Below are 20764 nucleotides of genomic sequence, written 5' to 3'. Positions count from 1 at the left end.
TTTGCTACCTTGCCGGGAGTTCACAACACGGGAGAGATTTAACGCTCTTGCGGAGGAGTCAACCCCTCCGCAAGCGACTTGGAACAAATGAAAAAATCCGTTCGCGCAGGATCAGAATCCGGGTGCGGTTTTGCCGGCTGTGCGATAGGCGGCGATCACGGTGTTGGCCATCAGCATGGCGATCGTCATCGGGCCGACACCGCCCGGAACGGGGGTGATGGCACCGGCGACTTCGGCGGCTTCCGCATAGGCCACATCGCCGACCAGCCGGGTCTTGCCCTCGCCCTTGTCCGGAGCAGCCACACGGTTGATACCGACGTCGATCACGGTCGCGCCGGGCTTTACCCAATCGGCCTTGACCATCTGCGGACGGCCGACGGCGGCAACCAGGATATCGGCGTTGCGGCATACGGACCCAAGGTCCTTCGTCTTGGAATGCGCCATGGTGACGGTCGCGTTGGCGGCCAGGAGCAGCAGTCCCATCGGCTTGCCGAACAGGTTGGAGCGGCCGATAACGACAGCATTGAGGCCGGAAAGGTCGCGGCCATGTATACGGTTGACCAGCAGCATGGCACCGGCCGGGGTGCAGGAAATCAACCCGGTCGCCAGGTCGCCGGTGGCGATCTTGCCGGCATTGACGACGTGCAGACCGTCAACGTCCTTCTCCGGCGAAACCGACAGGATGACCGGCTCGGCGTTTAGGTGTTTGGGCAGCGGAAGCTGCACGAGGATGCCGTGGATGGACGGATCGGCGTTGAGCTCGGCCACCAGCTTTTCAAGCGTTTCCTGGCTGGTGTCCGCTGGCAGGCTATGCTGGATCGATTTGAAACCGCACTGCTTGGCCATCTTGCCCTTGGAATTGACATAGGCGTGGCTGGCCGGATCGTCGCCGACGATAACGACCGCAAGGCCCGGTTTCACGCCGGTTTCGCTCTCGAGCGAAGCCGATGCCTCGGTCACCGCGGCGATTACAGATGCTGCCGCCTCCTTACCATCGATCACTACAGCCATGCGCACCTCCCGCTTGAAACCGCCACCAATGTATACATTGAGCATGTCCTGAATTTGCCCACCAACGCCCTATGCTGGTCGCAGACAGCAAATGCAAGCGGATTCGATGCCGCAGGCTTCTTATCCTCGGGAGGCGTTCCGGCGGTCAGAATAGACCTGAACCCGTTCGCGCAACTCCGCCATGTTACGGCGAAGCTCGCGAAGTTCCTCCGCCTTTCGGACCGCTTCCGGCGACGGGGCCGGACGACGAGGTGCATCATAGGACGGCGCATCGGCAAGACGGCCGGCCATGACGGCGGCGACCAAGGAAGGAAGCTCCGCCTGCGGGGCGGGACGGCGATTACTCATCAGCATTTCGCGGATGTGATCGGCAAGCGGACTGTCATTGGCTGGCACCGGATGGCGCGGACGCCAGGACGGTTGCGGCTCATAGGCAAACCGATCGTAAGCCGGATCATACTCCTCGGGGAGGAAATCCTGCTCGTCCAGATGCTCAGCCAGCAGGTCCCGGTCGACAATCAGAGCGGGCTCATCGGCCGAATCCACGTCATCGGCGGAGATCGCCGACTGCGGCATGCGGCGCCTCAGAAAAACCAGCGCGACGCCCAGGGAGAACCCGATCAAGGCACCAACGCCGGAAAGCTCGGCGGATGAGGGCCCCATCACGGCCGCGGATGCAGCCACGGCCGGAACGACGACCGAGACTTTGGCCCTCGATGCCTTGGCTTCGGAGCCGTGCAGTGCTTCGAGGTAATTCCGCCGCGCTTCGTCCACGGCGGATTCGAGAGCCGCAAGCCTTGTTCCGGAGTCGACTATTTCCTTGTCGTCGGGTTTCTTTGCCTGCCGCGCCTTGAGCTCAGCCAGATGTTTGGCTGCCGCGGCTTCTTGCTGACGAAGTGAGCTTCCGAGCTGCTTCAGCGCGTCCTGAATGTCGTTTTTCACATCCGCCAGCGCTGCCTGAGCGGCAGCAAGCCGTGGATGACGCGGGCCGAGATCGCTCGAAAGCTGGTCAACGGCAAGCTTTGCCTCGACATGTCTCTGCCGCTGATAATCGAGGCCGGTATATTCGAGACTGTCCGGCAGGGGCTTGCTCAGCACGTCCGAGAGCTTCATGGCAGACGCCTGCGCCGCTTTCTGCTTCATCTCGCCGAGCTGAGCCGTCGCCTCGTTTATCTCTGCCGCGAGCTGCTGTCCGTCGCCCTCGGTCCGGCGCAGTTCGGCGAGCTTCTGCGCGTCGGTATCGGCGATGAAACCGGAAAGAGCGGCTTGGGCATGTGCGAGTGTCTGGCGCAGCTTCTCCACAACCGGTGCGGCAGATTTCGTACCGGAGAAGGCGATTTCATCGTGAAAGGTGTCGCCGAGCATATTGGCGATGCGGGCTGCCTCTTCCGGCTCTCCCGCCGTGACGGAGATCGCAAGCTGGCCGGCGCGGCGGTCGTAACTCGTGACAATCGCCTGGGAAAGTCGCTCGCGCAGCCGGTTCTCGGCCTCCGACACGGTCATCGCTTCACCGGAGACGATATCGGACACGATCCTGACGACCGTCGGACGGTCTACCGAAAACTCGCTGTCGCGGCCGAGATTCAGGGCGCGGATGACATTGTCGAGGCTGGTCCTGGAGCGCAGCGCAGCAGCAGCCGTGTCGATCGTGACTTCGCTCGCTGCCTCGACCTTCAGTCGGGTCTCGGCGCTGAACTGATGCGGAACCGTCTCCACGAACAGCAGCGGCAAAAGAGCACCGACCACCGTGAGGGCGCCAACCTTGACGGCTGCGGATCGCAGTCCGGCGAACACGGAACCGGTGCCGGCGAGCATCGCTGCCGGGCCAGGGTTTCGGTCGTCTTCGATTTTCACCGACTGATACATGGGATGACCGCGCTAATCTGAGGCCGCCGGCATCCCGCGGGCAGCCCTCTGATTAAGACAGTCTAAAATTTCATGGCAAAGAAAGGGTTAACTTGTCAGGCGAAAGACGGCAGCCGGGATGGGATTGTCGCCTGGGGCACCGCGGGCGCCGATTTGCCTTCGATGAAGGTGGACAACCCTGCCCCGGCCATGACCACCAATCCGGTGCGGACCGAAGCGAGCCGGCGCTCGATCCGCCGCTCCTGGCCAAGACCCGCTGCATCGACGAGGATAAGGTCGAAACGCTGCGGTATATCCTGTTCGAGGGCTACAACCGCCACGTCATGCCAGGGCGCATGGCGGGCGAAATGCTCGCGGAGGGCTTCGACCCGTGCGGTATTCTCGCCGGCTATGCCGATGCGATGACCCTTTTCCAGGAAGCTCAACAGGGCCGGGACGAACATTGCTGCCGAAAAACGCACCGGCGTCGGTTTTCCATACCGCGCCTTGGCGAGGACGCTGAAGGCGCGGCCGCCACCCGGCAGAAGCACCCTGCGGCCCAGCTGGTTGCGATAGGCAGGATCGATCATCTGGCGGAAAGCCGTCCGCTCGTCCAGGAAGCCGAGTGTGGTACGGTTGCCGCGTAGCGCGATCAGGCTTTCCACGAGGCCGAGCGTTGCGTTCCATCCGAGATCGCAGACACGCAGGCCGAACAGGGTCCGGGGTGATGCGGATGCCAGCAAGTCTCCGGATGCGTTCATCGATGCGCTCCCATGGGGCAAGACCAATTCGTCCCCAAGGTCTAACAGCGCGCTCTGAAATCGCCTTTAAATCGATTGGTAAAATGCGAACAAAGCCCGTATTTCCGTGGTTCCCGCAACAAAAAGGCCGACCACCAAGGCCGGCCTATATTGGTCGTGTTATCGCGGTGGCGGTCGTCAGTGGCCGGCCGTGGGCGAAGCTTTCGGATCTTCGATCTTCACGCCCTCGACAATCTTCTTGCCCGGGTTCGGGTTCTTGTTGCCACGCGATGCGTTGTTGCGAATGTCTTCCTTGGAGAGGTAGTCGAGCTGTTCGACCAGGACCTCCGCCACCAGCCCGTCGCCGAGCTTCTTGTTGAAGTTGTCCTTGATGCTGGTGCGGAATTTTTCCAGGTTGAAGGCGCCGGGCTTGCTGAGATCGACCATCTGGTTGCCGATCAGCAGCGTGAAAAGCTGGTCCGTCGTCAGTTCGGTGATCGGAAGCTTGGTATTCTTGATCTTTTCCTTGTCCATCATGAACGAGACGCGGCTCAGGAAATAACCGGTGATGGCACCGTCCGCGATCATTGGAATGGTGATCGATTCCCCGCGCACCAGTTCGAGAAGTTCCTTCCGCCTGGCCTCTTCGTCGACCGGCGCAGGTGCTGCGGACATCTGCACGGAGAAATACACCGCCCCAAGCGTTACGATGCAGACCCACAGACCAGTGAGAAGGAGCTTGACCATCAGGCCTCGCCGTAGGTGAATTGTTCTTGGGTGTAGGTACCGTCGTCGTCCGCATCGCGGGCGGCGTTCTTCAAGAGATCGGCGACGGCGCGAACGGCGTGAAGATGCGCTTCGACCCGGCGTGCATTGAGCGCCAGCTTGCTCTTCAAACCATGCATCTGATCAATATGGCCCGTGGCAAGCTGCTTCGGATCGGTGCCGCGAAACAGCATGGTCAATTCGTAGAGGCAGCGGCTTTTGTGCGCGTTCGACACTTTCAGGTCGAATTCCGGATCGCGGCCGATCCGCTGATTTTCGTTGTCGATTATCATCTCCAACCGGCCAAGCACGGTCTTGATGCGATAATCAGTCGAAATGACTTCCATGTTTTCTGCCCCAGTCTGATGCATGTCAGGCCTCACTCTTCTTTTCAACGCCGAGAACCTGCCGCTCGAAATCGGTGATCATGCTGATTGCGCGGCTGCGATCAGTTTCATTGGTGGTCGGATTGACCGTGGCCTGGCGTTCCGCACGGGCGAGCGCCTGCGAATACATCTGTTCGGCAATGCCGACACCGCCCTTTTTCGACATTTCGTCGGCGATCTTCTCGGCCATCATGCCTTTCCAGAATTCACCGGCGGAGCCCTTGCCGTAAACTTCCTCGGTCTCCTTGGGGAGCATGGAATTCACGAATGTCGAAAGAACCGATGCTTCGAACTTGCGGTATTCCTCCGGCATTTCGGCGACCTTCTTCGGTGCCTCCGGATTGCCGAGACCCGCCGCAGTGCCGGGCGTGTCGATGAATTTCATGGCTGCCCCAAAACTCTTGCCATTCTCGGCAAGGCTGGTCGCGGCAAAGGCCGCCTTGTTTGCCTTCAGCTTGGCCTGCGCTTCTTGCACGGCAGTCGGGTCCGCAGCGCGGACGACGTCCATGACCAGATCGCTCGGGAGTGAAATCGCCACGTCAACTCCTTTCATGACTGCCGCGAGCCGCATCCCCAGAGGTGCAAGAGCGCAGCAACAAATTGAAATGGCACATGATCCCGCCCGACCTCGTTCGAAGCGGCAATCAGTGCAATGACGAGACTATGAAGGTCGAAGCTTGCTGGAGGCTGGCCAGTCTATTTCACCTGCTCGAGGGCGAGCGTGATATCGATGAGCTCGTAGATCGCCTCGTCGGCCACTTCGCGGTCTTCGTGATCACGGGCGTCCTTCATGTTCTCTTCCAGGCGGTCGGCCTTGGTCCGCTCCTTGAGCACCTTCATTTCCTGGATCTGCTGAACGCCGGCAAGCTGGCGTTCCTTGGTGGTCAGGCGGCCGAAGCGTTCCGAATAATGCTGGGAGAACTGCCGGTGGACCGGGTTCATCGAACCGATCGCATCGATGACTTCTTCCATCGACTGATTGACCTCGGCACGATATCGGGTCGTCGCAGCAAGCTCGTGTTCAGCCATCGTCTCGAGATGCCGCTGGACCGCCACGAGGCGCTTGAGCTTGTCCGACCGCTTGACTGGACCCGCCATTGCGATCTCCTAGAAAGACCTGAAGATCGGCGCGAAACCATCCACATACTGGCGGATAAAGGCGGCGATCGACAGATAGAGAAGGAAAAGCCCTCCCATCAGCAGGAAGGGTGTCGAGATGAAGAAGATCGGGATCTGCGGCGCCATCTTGTTGATGAGGCCGATCGCCACGTTGAACATCAGGCCGAAGATCAGGAACGGACTGGCCAGCCGCAACATGATGACGGTCGATGCGCGCAACGTATCCGTCAGCGTGATCAGGATCTTCTGCGAATCGATCACCGCGCCGACCGGCGTCGCCGTGTAGGAATCAACCAGCGCGCGGAACACGATGTGATGGAAGTCCATCATGAACAGCAGCAGCAGGCCGCTCAGCGTCAGCAGAATGGTCAGCTGGTTTTCCTGCGAGTCTTCGAAAACGTCATGGCCGCCCGGCGCCGTGAAACCGATCGACATGGTCAGGATGGTGCCGGCGAATTGCATGCCAAGCGTATAGAGCCGGGCTATCAATCCATAGACCGCGCCGATCAAGGCTTCGGTGAAGATCAGGCCAAGATAGGTGGCAGTCGGCTCGGAGGCTTTTGGATAAATCTGATCCCAAAGAACCGGCAGCACGGCCATTGACAGGGCGACCGCCACGAACAGTCGCACCTGAACCGGCACGCGGCCGCTTCCCAGCCCCGGAAGAACCATCACGCACGTACCCATGCGGCAAAACGCAAGGAAAAGTGCGAGAATGGTCCCCTGCGGGTCTGTAATCATGCGAGAATCGTCCTTTGCGGACAGCCTATCACGAAATGGCGCCCAGTATCTTGATTTCGAGGCCCTTGGCGAGTTCCACATGGGAAAGAACCGGCAGGGTCGCGAACAGCCGCTCGATGATCATGCGGACGTAGGAACGCGTTTCCGGCGAGGTGACGAGCACGAAGGGCAGCCCGCGATCCATGAATTCGCGGATGACCTTCGTCGCCTGTTCGCTGAACTCTTCAAGCGTGCGCGGGTCGATGTCGAATTCGACCACTTCGCCCTTGCCGTCGCGCTTGAGCGCCTGATGGAACAGCATGTCCCACTTGTTGCCGAGACGGAGCACGCGCAGCACGCCGTTGTCGGCAAGGTCGCCGCAGAGCTGCTGCGACATGCGAACGCGCACATGCTCGACGATCTGCTCCGTCTTGCGCACATGCGGGGCAAGCTCGGCCACCGCTTCCAGGATGAGATGCAGGTTGCGGATCGAAACGCGCTCGGCGAGCAGGAGCTTCAGCACCGCCTGCAGGCCGGAATAGGACATGTGCGACGAGCAGATCTCGTCTGCGAGCTTCTTGTATTCGGGATCGAGGCGCTCGATCAGGATCTTCACGTCCTTGTAGGACAGAAGCTGCGGCAGGTTGTTGCGGATGACTTCCGACAAGTGGGTCAGCACGACCGAGACGTTATCGATCGGGTGGAAGCCTTCACGCTTCAAGTCTTCGGCGAAGGTTTCGAGGATCGAGACCGCGGGCATGCCGAAAGCGGGTTCGCGAATCTCGTCGCCCGGGATGCTCGGCTTGCGGCCGGAGCCGGTCACGACCAGAACGTCGCCGACCCGCAGAGCATTCGACGCGATGGTCGTGCCATGGATACGGATCTGATAGGATTTTTCCTGGATCGAGATGTCGTCGGTAACCTTGATCTCCGGCACCACGAAACCGTACTGGGTCGCGAACTTCTTGCGCATCTTGCCGACCCGGAAGGCGAGTTCCTGGTGGGCGCCAAGCAGGCGGGTGGAGACCTGCTTGCCGAGCGCGAGTTCGATTTCGGACGTCTTGAGAACCGACTTGACCGAGTCCTTCTCCATTTCCTTGGTCTGGACGACCTTCTGCTCCTCGTCTTCGCGACGAGCCTTGTTCTCCGCCTCGATGCGGCGCGGAACAAGCCAGGCGCCGAAGCCCATCAGGCCGCCGAGTGCCATGAAGGGCAGGAAGGGCAGTCCGGGGATGATCGCCAGAAGCGCCATCAGGCCGGCCGACATCGAAAGGGCGCGCGGATAGCCGCTCAGCTGGTCGACGACGGCCTTGTCGGTGGAGCCCGCCGTACCGCCGCGGGTGACCAGAAGGCCGGCTGCGAGCGAAACGATGAGGGCCGGGATCTGCGTGACGATACCGTCACCGACCGACAGCTTGACGAAGACATCGGCGGCTTCGCCGATCTGCATGTCGTGGCGGAAATAGCCGATGATGATGCCGCCGAAGATGTTGATGGCAGTGATGATGAGGCCGGCGATCGCATCGCCGCGAACGAATTTCGACGCACCGTCCATGGCACCGAAGAAGGAGCTTTCCTCCTCTAGCTCGGAGCGGCGGCGCTGGGCTTCCTTCTCGTCGATGATGCCGGCGGAAAGATCCGCGTCGATCGACATCTGCTTGCCGGGTATGGCATCGAGAGTGAATCGGGCGCCGACTTCCGCGATACGGGTGGCGCCCTTGGTGATGACGATGAAATTCACGGTGACGAGGATCATGAAGACGATCACACCGATTACGAAGTCGCCGGACATGACCAGGCCCGCAAAGCCCTGGATCACGTTACCGGCAGCGCCATGGCCCTCGTTGCCATGCGACAGGATCACTCGCGTCGTCGCGATGTTGAGCGACAGTCGCACCATGGTGGCAATGAGCAGGATGGTCGGGAAGGACGAGAAGTCCAGCGGCCTCTGGATCCACAGCGCCACCATCAGGATCAGCACCGAAAACGCGATCGAGAAGGCAAGGCCAAGGTCGATCAGGAACGGCGGGATCGGCAGGAAGAGGATGCAGAGAATGGCGACGATGCCGCCCGCAAATCCGAGGTCGCGACCGTTCGGAGCTACTTTCGGAATGGATAGTGAAGGTGGTTGCGCCATGACTTTCCCGTCTCTTCATGAGATGGCGGCAGGAAATACTCCTACCAGTTCATGTCCTGCCTAAAGGGCGAAGCTTGCGCGAAGGTGGGTAGATGAAAAAGGACAGGCGGGCCGCAACCGGGTCAGAACCCCGATTGCACCCGCGAGAATACCAGATTGGCAAAAAGATTGATCTGGCCACCGATAAACGGCGCAGTAATGCCGATCGTGATCATGATGGCGACGATTTTCGGCACGAAAGTCAGCGTCATCTCCTGGATCTGCGTCAGAGCCTGGAGAAATGCGATCAGGACGCCCACGACCATCGCCACAAGAACCGCGGGGCCGGAGGCGATCAGGATCGTCCAGATCGCCGCCTGCATGATATCAAGGGCATCGGCTTCATTCATTGCGCCGGCTCCGTCTGCTTTAATGTTTCGGCGTCATGCCGCGTCGTCGGTCTCAGGTCGTCGGAGGCGGCGTTGGCGCCTGATTCGAAAGAATGATTCCGGGCTGTATGAGAACCTTATCACCCTTATCGGTGATCGCCACCAGACCGTCGGAGTAGATTTCCACCTGTTTGATCATACCGCTGGTCTTGTCGTCGGCGCTGGTAATGTACTTGCCGATCATATCGGCGGCCTGCGAGAACGAGTTCGCCTGGATAAGCGACTGCAGGTTCGAGTTCATCTTCACGGACTGCTCGACCTGCGAGAAGGTGGCGAGCTGGGCAATCTGCTCGCTCGCGTCCATCGGATCGGTCGGATCCTGATACTTCATCTGGGCGATGAGGAGCTGCAGGAAGTTGTTGTAGTTCAGGCCTGCGGCAGACGCGTCGGACGACGCTGACTTGCCATTACCCAATGCATAAGGGTTGTTGGTGTTAATCGAGTCTACCGCCACGGTGCGATCTCCTTGCGAATCCGCTCGACAGTTGCCGGCGCGATTTCCCGATTGTTGAGGATGCGGTCCTCGATGGAGTAGAGTGCGCGGATTGCCTTCAGAGCGTCGAAGGCGCGGCCCGATGCAACCATGCCGTCGATACGCTTGAGCTCCGCCAGCATCTCATCATCGGTAAAGCAGGTCAGCAGCATTGCCACCGACTTGCGGAACAATGTCGTCGACTGTTCCTTGCCCTCGGGGTTGATGAGCATCATCTGGGCGATAAAGTAGAGCTGCCGAAGCGGCGTCGTCGCATCTTCCGGCTGAAGAACATGGTTCTCCAGGAGGAACGTGACGTCATTGAGAAATTCCAGCGCGACCTTGCGATCAACGCGCAGAACCGCGCCGTTGATGAATATCCGCTCGCCGGATTTCAAAGAGATGCGAAGCGTACTTTTCATTTAAGTCCATCCCTGATGATGGTGGTCACATCGATAATGCCCTGGAAATTCGTCGATTCGCGGTTCCTGATCTTCTCGCATTCCTTCAGTATCCAGATTGCAATCGAGATCAGATCCGCACGAAGTTCATTGGCCAACTCGTTATCCGGATGTTTCAGATCCTCGACAAAGCGGATCCAGACACGCCGGGTATAGAACAAAGCCTCAACCGTGGTGCGCGTATAGTTCTTCTCATCGCGAGCCGCGATCAGAAGATCGATAGAACGATCCAGGGCCTGCCGCTCGCGATCCTTGGCGTTGGCAACGCCGTCCTCCATGATCTCGGCATATGAAAATTGGTACATTCATGTATCCTTCGTCACGAGCCTTCCTTTATTCATCAAAGGAAGTTGGCCAGGCTCAGCTGCTGTATCTTTGCCGTTACTGTATATGCAGTTTCAAGAAGCGTCTTCATCGTGTTGAGACGGGTCGCCGCTTCTTCCGGATCGACGTTCTCCATGCTTCCGAGGCTGGTCGTCAGAATGTCCTTCTGCGCCCGCAACCTTTCCTCAGCCTTGGAGACACGTTCGGTATAGATACCGATCGACGTCCGCTGCTGGTTGATGCTGCCCTCGCTGTTCATCGCCTTGTTGATGACGCTGGTGGTACGCGTGGCCACGGCTGCACGGGCATCCTTGTCCATCCCGGTCTGCAGGTATTCCATCGAGATGATCGATGCGAAAGCGAAGTTGCGCATGCCCTGGCTGTTGGCATTGGTCGAGCTTTCGACCACTTCCGTCGGGCTAATGCGGCTCTTCATGTTTTCGTCGCTCGCATCAGAGAAGAAGGTCTTCCAGAAATCCTGACCGGCAACCGCCGCCGGATGCGGCGGGCTTGTCAGCGGTGCCGAGCCGTTGAACTTGGCTTCCAGGTTATCCAGGAAGCCGTTCATCTGGGCCGCCGTCATCTGCTCCTTGCTCGGGATCGCATTCACCGAAAGGTAATGAGTGAGTTCTGTGGCGACTGCAGCCTTGGCCGGCGACCCCGGAGCGAAGTAATCGTCCAGCGGCTTCACGTCGGAATTGATGCCGGAGAAGATATATTCGCCCTGAACCGCAGTGTTGGCGAAGTTGGTGAACGCGTCCAGCGCGTCGGACATGGCCAGGCGCGCCGTCGACAGGCTCGTCTCGTCGGCCGAGCTTCCAAGCGTCAGGATCGCGCTCTGAATCTTCAAACCCTGCTCGTTCATGCTCTTGAGCGCAAGTTCGGCGGTTTCGAGACGCTGCGTCGCGAGTGCGGCCGTGGTCAGAAGCGAGTCGGTGCGGGTGATGTCGCGGGAAAGATCGATAGCGCGCGAGGTGTTGGCGCCAAGCGCCACGCCAAGATCGGCGTGCTTCTGGCTCACAGCCTCCTGGTTCGCCTTCACCATCTCGCGCTGAACGTTCGAGATGGAGTTTCGCATCGTGGTCTGGATCGACAATGTGGAAATGAAAGAGGTCTTCATGATCAGCTCGCAATATCCAAAAGGGCCTTCATCATATCATCGACCGTCGACATGAGCTTGGCGCCGGCCTTGTAGGATTGCTCGATATCGAGAAGCAGCGAGAGTTCCTCGTCGAGGCTGACGCCCGTGTTGCTGGAAAACGCTTCAAGACTGCGCGACAGCATGGCCGTCTTCGTCTCGTCTGCGGCGGTCGCCGTGCTGCGAAGCTGCTCAAGCCAGCCCATGGAGTCCGCGGCAAAAGAGAGGACGTCCGGCGCATCGGCGATTTCCGTGTCCGTATCGAAGGCCATCGGGCTGGTCAGGTTTTGGTTGTACTTGTCGAGGAGGTCCCCGTAGCTGCTGCCGCCCGTGTTGACGACGTAGGCCGCACCGTTGATGCCACCGTCGCGCACCTTGTCGGGCGTGCCTGCCGGAGGGACGACCACCGGATTGACGAAGATCTTGGAGGCGAGGCCCGCAACGATCGTCCCGGCGGGGGGAATGGCCGTCTGCTGGACGCCAGCACCATCCTTGTATGTAAAGAGGCCGGTCATCGGGACCAGTGCGCCGGTCGGCCCGGTTTCCGCAAACGAGGTGATCAGACCCCGGGCGATTTCGTCGAGCTGGCTCTGGAACGTGGGCGCGATCTTGTCGCGGATCTGCATATGCGCCTGGAGCGAGCCCTTGGCGGTCGTATTGCCCGAATCCCCGGCCTTGAGCGCCACGCCGTCGATATAGACGCCGTTGCCGGTCGTCGATGCGTCGAAGGCTGCGGTCTGCTGGAATGTTACCTTGCGCGGTACCGCCTCGAACAGCGTCGTGCCGTCCGTGGTGTAGAGCACCATGTCGTTGCCGCCGCGGGTATAGGACGTGACCCCGACGATTTCGGAGATCTTCTTGACGAGGCCGTCGCGCTCATCAAGAGAGTCGTTCGGATCCGCGCCGCTGGAGACCGCGTTCTTGACCTGGTTGTTGACAGTCTCGAATTTCGCAAGCAGCGCATTCAGATCGGTGACGTTCTGCTTGATCTGATCGTCCGCATCCTTGCGGATCTGCTGAAGCTTGTCGGAGGCGATGTTCAGGCCAGCCGCAACGTCCCGGGCGCTCGAAATGAAGGCGATACCGATGCCGGTATCGTTCGCCTTTCCGGCGAACGCATCGAGATTGTTGCGGAAGGCGGCAATCAGCTTGGCGGGGGAGAGCTCGTTGTCGTTCCCCCCCATCAGATTCTTGATCTCGGTGAGGCCGTCCAGCACCGTCCGCTGGCCACTTGCGATCGACGAGCTTGCGATCGTCTGCCGCAGAAGCGGCTCGCTGTGGGATCGTGTAATGTCACCGATTACGGCCCCGTTGCCGCCGGTCACGACCATTGCGGATCGGCGGGTGTAATCGGGGTTCTGTGCATTAGCGATGTTCTTCGCCGATACAGCCGACTGCGTGCCGGAGTTGGTGAAGATCGACTGTGCCGTAGACAATGCTGATGCGAGCGACATTTTTTACTAACCTCTTGAGACTTATTCTCTCGATCGTCGGTCCGATTATCTCTTCAGATTGATCAGGACGTCCATCAGGTCGGAACCGGTCTGGAAGACCTTGGAGTTCGCGGTGTAGACACGCTGCGATTCGATCATTTCCGTCAGTTCGCTGGCGATATCGACGTTGGAGCTTTCAAGCGCGCCTGAGTAGATTTGACCGAAGGCGCCGGCCTGCGGGAAGCCGATGGTAACAACGCCCGAGTCGTTGGTCGGCAGGTAGACGTTACCGTTCTGCGGAAGCAGCTTGTCGATGCTCGGAACCGTTGCGAGGGCTACCTGGTAAATCGGACGACGGCCGCCATCCTGATAGACCGCCGTGACTAGGCCGTCGCCACCGATTTCGACGTCGGTGATCGGGCTCGGCGCGTTGCCGTCGATGATGCCCTTGCCCGGGGTAAAGGCGGTCGCGAACTGCGTCATGTCCGAGAGGTCGATGGTAATGGTCTGTGCAGGTGTCGCGCCATCGGTAGGGTCGGTGACGATAATTTGCTTGTCCGAACCCGTTACCGGAGGGCCTGCATTGTAGTTGCCGGCTACCAGCTTATTGGTGTTGGGATCAAACCTCAGCTTTGCTGTCGACGTGATGGCGCTGGCCGCAGTACCAAGGGACCCGATGTAGGGGAAGCCGCCATTCGTGGCCTGATCCTGACGATAGACCGTGACTTCCCATTCGTTGGCAGCAGTCTTGGTATAGTAGAAATCGTAGAGAACTTTCGCGCCGGCATGATCGTAAGCCGTCAGCGAGCTCTTGTTGGTGATGACGCTGCCGGCAACGTTATCGCTCGGCTTGCTGCCAGCGGGAACGATAGCCGCTCCCTTGTCCAGGTTGGCCGGGAAGCTGCCTGCGGTCGACGGCGAGGAAACCATGCCGAAGTCGTTGATGTTGATTTCCTCAAGACCGTTGAAGCCGTTGACGACGGCGGCCGGCGGGTTCGTGCCGTAGGGATAACCCATCAGGTTGAAACCGGCGGTGTTCTTGAGGAAACCCGTCGCGTCCTTCACGAAGGCACCGGCACGGGTCAGGTAAGGAGTACCGTTCGGATCGCTGACGATGAAGAAGCCTTCGCCCTGGATGGCAAGATCGGTCGACGACGTGGTGTACTGAATGCCGCCCTGGTCTGCGATGCTGTAGCGGACGTTAGTTTCGACACCACCGGATGAATACGAACCCTGGGTCGAGGGCAGAACCAGCGTGGAGAACGCTGTGGAAGAACGCTTGTAACCGACGGTGCTGGAGTTGGCGATGTTGTCGCCAACGGTGCCGAGACGGTTTGCCTGAGCGTTCATGCCCGAGACTGCCGTTTTCATCGTGCCGAAAATACTCATAGGAAATCTCCTTTTTGTCTGATGGAGAGAGTAAGTGGCGGGCCTTGCGTGAAGCTGTCTGCTTACGTTTCCCGCCGAAAATATGCGGCAAGGCCCTGTTAAAAAATCAGTTCCAGTCGATGCAATAACCAAGGAAACGCTTGGAATCGACCGGATCGAAGCCGAGCTTCTTGCGCAGCTTCTTGCGCAGCTTGCTGATGTGGCTTTCGACGACGTTCTCTTCGACTTCCTCGTCGAAGATGCCGTAGATCGCGTTGAAGATCTGGGTCTTGGAAACGCGACGACCGCGATTGGAGACCAGGTACTCGAGGATGCGGCGCTCGCGGCGCGGCAACGCAAAGACCTCGCCGTCGATTTCCGGGTCGCGACCGTCAGAGAACACCCGGATCGAACCGATGTCGGTGAAATTCGAGATCGCCTTCAGCCGGCGACGGATCGCAGCGGCACGCGCCAGGATCTCGCGGGGATGGATGGGCTTGCGCACCACGTCGTCCACGCCGCTGTCGAAGAAGGCGAGGGTCGCCTCCAGGGATGGCTGATCGCTGACTGCGATCACCGGTGCCATGGATCGGTCCCGGATGGCCCGCGGCAGTTCGAGCGTACGCTCGCCCTGGCCGATCAGGAAGGCTTCGACCGCGGCAATATCCGAGTCAGCCGCCGTACTCACCCATTCGCCAAATTCTTTTGGATCGAACCCCTGGGAAGGAATTCCTTCACGTCCAAAAAGAGATGTGTAACCGTCTTTCACGAGCTCACGCTCATCAACCACTACGATCATTCGTCCGCCTCCGAATCACTTGTGGTGTTTCAATATGTCTATGGGTACGAATCGGCGGAATCCGAGACAAGCTGTGTGAAGTTAACCAAACAAATTAATAGTTGATTAATAACTGCACCGCGATTTGCACTAGATGTAGTGGGTGCACCAAATTCGGACACAAATTTCCGGTGGAAAAATTAACGCATCGTAAAAGAAGACTTGCATGGCCATTTTTGCCATAAATGCAAATCGCTGCAATTTTGCGATTCTTTATTTTAGCGATTCAACTGGAGATTGCCTAGCCGGTGCAGAACCGGGAAGCGTTGGAAGTCCACTCTCCGTAGCCTGTGGCGACGAGATTGCTGATCACCCGGCAGACATATTGCTTCTGAGCGGGGTTGTTATTCGGTCCGGCGTGGTATCGTGCCACCGCCATCGTCCAGGTTTCGTGTTTGTCGTGCAGGTTCCGGAGGAACTTTGCCGCGTATTCCACATTGCGTTTCGGATCGAACATCTCTTCCGGCGAGGAGAAATTTTCGCCGTGGAAATAATGATTGATCTGCATGCAGCCTATGTCGATGAGCTTCCTGCCCTGCCGCTTGGCGTCAAAAAAGGTTGTCATCGCCGCCTGTTGCGAAGGAGGAAAATAAGCCTTGCCCTCGACGTTCATTGCGTAGGCGCTGAGGCTGCCCTTGCGGCCAGTCTCGGTAAGACCGACCGAATAGAGAATGCCTTCCGGTACGCCATATTTCGCTGCAGCAGCCTGTATTTCCCGCTCGCAGACGCCGGAATTCAAAGACGCACTGGTGCTCGGCGCATTGTAAGCGAGTGCTCTGGCAGGCGTGCGCCGTGTTGCTGGAGCCCGGTCTGGAGGGGCGGCGGGCGCAGCGGCGCCCTGCTGCCCTCCCCAACCTCCGGAACTGAAGAGCGATCCGGCGCCGACCTCAGAGGTAGAGCTGACCAGGACGAGAGCTACCAGGAGCGGTGCCAGCAACATTGTCCGATGCCGCGTCATTTGCGTTCCTCGTTCCGTGATCTGCGGCCTGTCGCTCCCCATTCTGCTGCTGGCCACGGCCCGCGGCCTGGCCCTGACGCCCGCCTTCAGCCATGGCCTGCTGGCCTGCCTGGCCGGACTGCCCCTGCTGACTGCTGGTGCCGTCAGAATCGGCCGTCGGCGCGATACTGATGGTTACCTGGTCGACTGCGAAGCCCTGGGCACGCAGCGCATCCAGAATGCCGCCGCTGTCTTCGCTGAGCTGACGATAAGCCGCGCGGGTTTCGACGGTCAGATGAACATTGAGTTCTTCGCCGTGAAGCCGCAGCGTGGCTGTCACAGCGCCGAGATCGTGTGGGTTCAACTGCAGCTTCAGCGTATTCACCACTGTGCCGGTGCTGCTCTGCGCCGCTGCGTTCGAAAGCGCCGAACTCGGGCTCATGGCGCCCGCCCAATCGGCATCTCCCGACAGCATCGCCGCGAGATTGGCGCCGTTCGAATTCGGCGCGAGCCCGAGGAAGCGGCGCGCATCGAGCACGGTGACGTTTTCGGCGGCACCGCCCGACGACGATCGGAATTCCGCCGTGCTGCGCTCGCCCCGACCGCTGACAGCCATGTCGACATGCTGGTCGTTACGCGCATTGCTGAAACGGAAGACACGCGTGCCGGGAGCACTCTTATCCGTATCCACCGGCGTCGAAAGCGCATCCGCGTCGCCGGAGCCTGCGTGCTTGACATCCTTCGGGGCAAGGGCATCGACCTCATGCCCATCGTCATCCTGACCCTTGGCTCGCTTGTTCTGCTGTCCAGGCGCATTCTTCGACACCATCGCGTTGATAGCGCCGGTCGCTTCGCCGTTCGTCAAAAGCGACAGCATGTCGGTGATCTTGGCGTCGTCTGCGGCAAGCATGGAGACATCAAGCCCGTCGCCGCCCTCCGTCTCGACCTCCGCGTCCTTTTCGGGTCTGGCAGCGCGCTTGCCCTGAACATCGTCCGATTTCCGCGCGACGGCTTTCGCGGCCTCCAGGGCTTCGCGAAGCTTCCTCTCAGCCGGGGTCATCTGCTTTTCTTTGGGCTCGTTCGTCAACGCCTGCTTCAAGGCGCCGGCGGTCTCTTCCGTCTCCTCGATCGGGCGGCGGAGGGATTGCGGCTTGATGTCGATGATCGGCTTCGGCTTGCCCTGTTTCACGTCGCCAGCCATGCGCTCTTCCGCAGAAGTCGCGCGGGCGTCCGCATCCGGTAGGTCGTCGGCATTGTTCGGGGGCGCATCTCGGTCAAAACCGGAAAGAGCGTCGGAGAAGCCGCCAGCGGAACCGTCAGCGCCTTTGCGACCGGCAACGCCCTGCTTCGTGGACGAAGCCGCGTCGGCTGCGCCAGTCTTACCACCACCAAGAATGTCAGTAATCATTTGGAAGCGTTCTCCTCCTTCAGCATTTCGTCGATAGCACTCAATTTCGAACGACCGCTATCGACGAATGTCTGGAAGGCCGGATCGAATTTGGCAGCGGTGCCGGCCATCGGACTTTCCGTGGCGGAGGCAGGCCCAGCGATCTCATTCCTGGGCAACGCGACTGGAGATTTCGCGTCTTCTGTATTAGTCACTTTGATAGATTTATCTTGTGCGAGGCTGTCGACCGTAGGCCGGCTAACAACCTGCTCCGCCACCACTTTTGCGGCCTGCCTCAAAGCACGGTCACGCGGTGAAAGCGTTTCCTCGGGAACGTCGGCTATCGCCTGAATGGCCTGCCCGATGTCCTTCGTCGGGATATTGGCAAACCCGCCATAAAGCTTCGCGAGCGCCTCGGGCGTCGGACTTTTGGCGAGCGCTTCGGCCTTTGCGGAGGCGAGACGCGCGAGATCGTTCCGACCGGCGATCGCGGCCGAACGAGCGATGCGCAGGAAAATCTCGCGGCGCCGGTCGGCGTCCATGAATTCCAGCGCTCCGTCGATATCGTCCTCCGTGATCTCACCGAAATGGCCGACGACCAGCTGCACGAAGAAATCGGCGAACTGGCTGGCGTAGGGCGAATGGATGAAGCGCCGCGCGTATTTCCGCGAATAGGAGAGTGCCGGCGCTACCATGTTGGCATCGACGGTGATCGCCACCGAGCGGCGCAATGCGGCCTCCTCGATGATCGTGCCGGGCGCCGTCAACCGCGCCCAGTCATAAAAAACCAAGGCGCCCTTCGGATCCTGGGCGACCATCACGTTTCCGCTAACGAGCGAAAGGTAGGGACCGATTTTCTCGTCCCGATATTCCTTGGCCATTTCGCTGAGGCTTTTTTCGATCAAGGTTCCGCGGCCGCCGAGGTATTTTCTCAGCCCGTCGGCAACGCGGTTGTCGAAATTGCCCGCGACGTCGCGCGAGGCCAGGTATTCGAGCGTAGCGGGATTGCCGCCGCTCATGGCATAGATCAGTGCTGCATCGACATTGCGCGGATCCTCGAAGATAGACGGGGGCGCCGTCCGCAGGCGCTGGTCGATCGTCCCCAGCATGAAGCGCTGCATTTCCGCGGCCGAATGATCGCCGAGCACGACGGAATCCTGGACGAATTGCAAGGACCGAAGCATCGCATAGGGCGCAAGGTCCGTACGATCCTGAGCCGATGCCGCAGGCGCGAATGCGACCCCGAGAACCAGGCCAGCCGCAACCAAGGACTTTATGCCCACAGCCATCACTATCCCTCGTCCGCCTCGAGCAGGATTTCGATACGCCGGTTTGCGGCTGCGAGCGGATCGGCCGGCACCTGGAGGCGTCTGTCGGCGAAGCCGGAAACCTGCTTGATGCGATCTTCCGCCAGGCCGCCATGAACCAGCATGTAATAGGCGCTGTGAGCACGAGACATGGAAAGGCGCCAGTTGTCGTTCTCGGTACCCTTGAACTGACGGCCGTCCGTATGCCCGCGCAGGACGATGCTGCCCTTTCGATCCTTGAGGATCTGGCCGATCTTCTCCATCGCCAGCACCATTTCGCGGCGCGGCACGGCCGAACCGATGTTGAACATCGGATCATCCGTCTGGTCGGAGATCGACACCAGCAGGCCGCCTTCCGCAGGCGTCACGACAAGACCTTCCGCCAGCTTGCCGGCGACGCCGGAAATCTGCTGCTGGATTTCCTTCTTCAATTCGTCGGCGGCCTTCAGCTCTGCCTGCTGTTCCGCTTTCGCGCCATCTTCCGGCTTCTGTCCGTTGAGGTTTGCGGGCTTCGCCGCGTGCGCGCCCGTCGCCGTCTGCGGTTTGTCCATCTGTGTCGGATCGGGACGCGGGATGGGAATGGCAACAGCCATCTGGGTCTGCTGCAACTGCGTGTTGGCTTCAGTGGACTGCGGTGCCTGCTGGTATTGCGGCGCCTGCCCCATCTGGGCGAGCGGATCGTCACTCGCCGTGGTCTTCACAGCCTGCTCGGGGCCTTCGGCATGCGACATCTGCATCTGCTTGGTCCAGAAGTCCGGATCGAAGGGATCGCGGTAGGCCTGACCGCCGTCGGCACCGGTCGCGGGGCCCGAATCGCTGGCACCACCCTCGCCCTTGGCGCTGACATTGGCCTGCTGGCCCACTTGTTGAGCGATCTCGGCCAGAACGGAATAGGGGTTTTCGAAGAAATCCGCCTCGGAATAATTGGGTTCGTCGCCGGACGTCGAAGTCATGTCTTCCCCGGTCGCCGCCGCGGAACCCTGAACATTGCCCTCCGCCTTGACCTTCGACTTCTCGCCGTTCTCCTGGCCCTCGGCCGCATCGACCGGCTTTTCCAGTCCCTTCGAGGCCGGGGTCTCGTCGGAAAGCTTGATCGGATTGAAATAGCTCGCCATCGAGGCCTTGGTCTCTTCGTTGGCGGCGTTGACCAGCCACATGACGAGGAAGAACGCCATCATCGCGGTCATGAAGTCGGCATAGGCGATCTTCCAGGCGCCGCCATGGGCGCCGTCGTCGTGTCCGCCGCCATGTCGCTTGACGATGACGACCTCGTTCTTGCCGTGGTGATGGTTTTCGCCTTCGCTCATCCCAATACCTTCTTCAGACTCGCCAGCCATGCGGACATCCGGGTCACAAGGGCGCTCTCGCCGATGTCGACCGCAATATCGAGGTCAGGCGCTTCGATATGGCGCAGGAGTAGGGTGGGCTCTCCAAGCGCTGTTTTCAGTTTTTCGAACAGATGCAGCGGGCCGCGGACGGTCAAGGTCCCGACGTCGCCTTCGAGTATTGCGCTGCGGATGATATCCGCCATGTCGGATATCGCCTTGGCGACGAGCGCTTCGTCGAGAAGAGGCGACAGGATCCTTGCCGTCTGATCGCTGACCGCCTGGGCCGTCAATCCGGCAATGCCCTGAAGTCCGGTCGCGATCATCGCAGCCGCCTCGGTTTCATATTTTTCGCGCAGCGCCGCCATCTCCTCGGCATGCGCGGTCAGAAGCGCCTGCCGCTCCTCATCAAAACGCTGTTGAAGCTCCCCGGACGCAGCCTCATGGCCTTTCGCATAGGCTTCGGCGCGTTCGGCTTCGATATCGACAGGCTCCTCAACGACAGCGGGAAATGCCGGATCGTCTTCGAAGCCATCGCCGAAACCATCGGCCAGCAAGGGCAACGGCGGGACCTGCGGCTCGCTGAAATCCTTCAGGTAGCGGGCGAGCGAAGCACTCATCGA

General features: G+C 60.1%; 22 protein-coding genes. All 22 read right to left on the bottom strand.

Translation table 11 applies throughout. The features are described 5' to 3' along the window. Window positions 1-111: 111 nt before the first annotated feature. The 22 genes from folD to J2857_RS13465 all read right to left on the bottom strand — a co-directional run bounded on the left by folD (window position 112) and on the right by J2857_RS13465 (window position 20761). The gene (gene folD / locus J2857_RS13570) at window positions 112-1011 is read right to left on the bottom strand and encodes a bifunctional methylenetetrahydrofolate dehydrogenase/methenyltetrahydrofolate cyclohydrolase FolD (RefSeq protein WP_210010668.1); all 900 of its coding nucleotides are present in this window, start codon (window positions 1009-1011) and stop codon (window positions 112-114) included. Window positions 1012-1131: 120 nt separating this feature from the next. After that, window positions 1132-2865, bottom strand: a complete 1734-nt coding sequence (locus J2857_RS13565) for a hypothetical protein (protein ID WP_210010667.1) — start codon at window positions 2863-2865, stop codon at window positions 1132-1134. 107 nt (window positions 2866-2972) lie between these two features. Beyond that, on the bottom strand, window positions 2973-3617 hold the full coding sequence (locus tag J2857_RS13560; RefSeq protein WP_210010666.1) for a hypothetical protein: 645 nt from the start codon (window positions 3615-3617) through the stop codon (window positions 2973-2975). A gap of 177 nt (window positions 3618-3794) precedes the next feature. Continuing rightward, complete coding sequence (locus tag J2857_RS13555) at window positions 3795-4343, bottom strand: hypothetical protein (RefSeq protein ID WP_046640919.1); 549 nt, start codon at window positions 4341-4343, stop codon at window positions 3795-3797. Next, the gene (locus J2857_RS13550) at window positions 4343-4708 is read right to left on the bottom strand and encodes a hypothetical protein (RefSeq protein WP_210010665.1); all 366 of its coding nucleotides are present in this window, start codon (window positions 4706-4708) and stop codon (window positions 4343-4345) included. Before J2857_RS13550 ends, J2857_RS13555 begins: the two co-directional genes overlap by 1 nt. 25 nt (window positions 4709-4733) lie before the next feature. Then, window positions 4734-5285, bottom strand: a complete 552-nt coding sequence (locus J2857_RS13545; RefSeq protein WP_210010664.1) for a rod-binding protein — start codon at window positions 5283-5285, stop codon at window positions 4734-4736. A gap of 158 nt (window positions 5286-5443) precedes the next feature. After that, on the bottom strand, window positions 5444-5845 hold the full coding sequence (locus tag J2857_RS13540; RefSeq protein WP_210010663.1) for a hypothetical protein: 402 nt from the start codon (window positions 5843-5845) through the stop codon (window positions 5444-5446). A gap of 9 nt (window positions 5846-5854) precedes the next feature. Continuing rightward, window positions 5855-6607: a flagellar biosynthetic protein FliR gene (fliR, locus tag J2857_RS13535; RefSeq protein ID WP_210010662.1), complete on the bottom strand. Its 753-nt coding sequence runs from the start codon at window positions 6605-6607 to the stop codon at window positions 5855-5857. 28 nt (window positions 6608-6635) lie between these two features. Continuing rightward, on the bottom strand, window positions 6636-8723 hold the full coding sequence (gene flhA, locus J2857_RS13530; protein WP_210010661.1) for a flagellar biosynthesis protein FlhA: 2088 nt from the start codon (window positions 8721-8723) through the stop codon (window positions 6636-6638). 122 nt (window positions 8724-8845) lie between these two features. Next, on the bottom strand, window positions 8846-9112 hold the full coding sequence (gene fliQ / locus J2857_RS13525; protein ID WP_037085216.1) for a flagellar biosynthesis protein FliQ: 267 nt from the start codon (window positions 9110-9112) through the stop codon (window positions 8846-8848). A gap of 52 nt (window positions 9113-9164) precedes the next feature. After that, on the bottom strand, window positions 9165-9605 hold the full coding sequence (flgD, locus tag J2857_RS13520) for a flagellar hook assembly protein FlgD (RefSeq protein WP_210010660.1): 441 nt from the start codon (window positions 9603-9605) through the stop codon (window positions 9165-9167). Next, window positions 9596-10045 carry a flagellar biosynthesis repressor FlbT gene (gene flbT / locus J2857_RS13515; protein ID WP_210010659.1) on the bottom strand — a complete coding sequence of 150 codons (450 nt, stop codon included), beginning with the start codon at window positions 10043-10045 and terminating at the stop codon, window positions 9596-9598. The genes flgD and flbT overlap by 10 nt, the downstream gene beginning before the upstream one ends. Further along, window positions 10042-10389, bottom strand: coding sequence for a flagellar biosynthesis regulator FlaF (gene flaF / locus J2857_RS13510; RefSeq protein WP_037085209.1), 348 nt, complete (start codon window positions 10387-10389; stop codon window positions 10042-10044). Before flaF ends, flbT begins: the two co-directional genes overlap by 4 nt. 35 nt (window positions 10390-10424) lie before the next feature. Then, complete coding sequence (locus J2857_RS13505; RefSeq protein ID WP_210010658.1) at window positions 10425-11528, bottom strand: flagellar hook-associated family protein; 1104 nt, start codon at window positions 11526-11528, stop codon at window positions 10425-10427. A 2-nt stretch (window positions 11529-11530) separates the two neighbouring features. Then, window positions 11531-13000 carry a flagellar hook-associated protein FlgK gene (gene flgK / locus J2857_RS13500; protein WP_210010657.1) on the bottom strand — a complete coding sequence of 490 codons (1470 nt, stop codon included), beginning with the start codon at window positions 12998-13000 and terminating at the stop codon, window positions 11531-11533. 45 nt (window positions 13001-13045) lie between these two features. Next, window positions 13046-14368, bottom strand: coding sequence for a flagellar hook protein FlgE (locus J2857_RS13495; RefSeq protein WP_210010656.1), 1323 nt, complete (start codon window positions 14366-14368; stop codon window positions 13046-13048). Window positions 14369-14474: 106 nt separating this feature from the next. Further along, entirely contained in the window at window positions 14475-15146 is a 672-nt protein-coding gene (gene rem, locus J2857_RS13490) for a transcriptional activator Rem (RefSeq protein WP_210010655.1), read from the bottom strand. Window positions 15147-15426: 280 nt separating this feature from the next. Then, entirely contained in the window at window positions 15427-15924 is a 498-nt protein-coding gene (locus tag J2857_RS13485) for a transglycosylase SLT domain-containing protein (RefSeq protein WP_210010654.1), read from the bottom strand. A gap of 148 nt (window positions 15925-16072) precedes the next feature. After that, window positions 16073-17530, bottom strand: coding sequence for a flagellar hook-length control protein FliK (locus J2857_RS13480; protein WP_210010653.1), 1458 nt, complete (start codon window positions 17528-17530; stop codon window positions 16073-16075). After that, window positions 17527-18798 carry a chemotaxis protein MotC gene (gene motC, locus J2857_RS13475; protein WP_210010652.1) on the bottom strand — a complete coding sequence of 424 codons (1272 nt, stop codon included), beginning with the start codon at window positions 18796-18798 and terminating at the stop codon, window positions 17527-17529. The genes J2857_RS13480 and motC overlap by 4 nt, the downstream gene beginning before the upstream one ends. Window positions 18799-18800: 2 nt before the next feature. Continuing rightward, entirely contained in the window at window positions 18801-20123 is a 1323-nt protein-coding gene (locus J2857_RS13470) for a MotB family protein (RefSeq protein WP_210010651.1), read from the bottom strand. Beyond that, window positions 20120-20761: a hypothetical protein gene (locus J2857_RS13465; protein WP_210010650.1), complete on the bottom strand. Its 642-nt coding sequence runs from the start codon at window positions 20759-20761 to the stop codon at window positions 20120-20122. The genes J2857_RS13470 and J2857_RS13465 overlap by 4 nt, the downstream gene beginning before the upstream one ends. Window positions 20762-20764: the final 3 nt, after the last annotated feature.

Source organism: Neorhizobium galegae (assembly GCF_017877055.1).
Classification (GTDB): domain Bacteria; phylum Pseudomonadota; class Alphaproteobacteria; order Rhizobiales; family Rhizobiaceae; genus Neorhizobium; species Neorhizobium galegae_D.
Note: the sequence above shows the minus strand (reverse complement) of the source record. Positions and strands in the feature narration are given on the sequence as shown.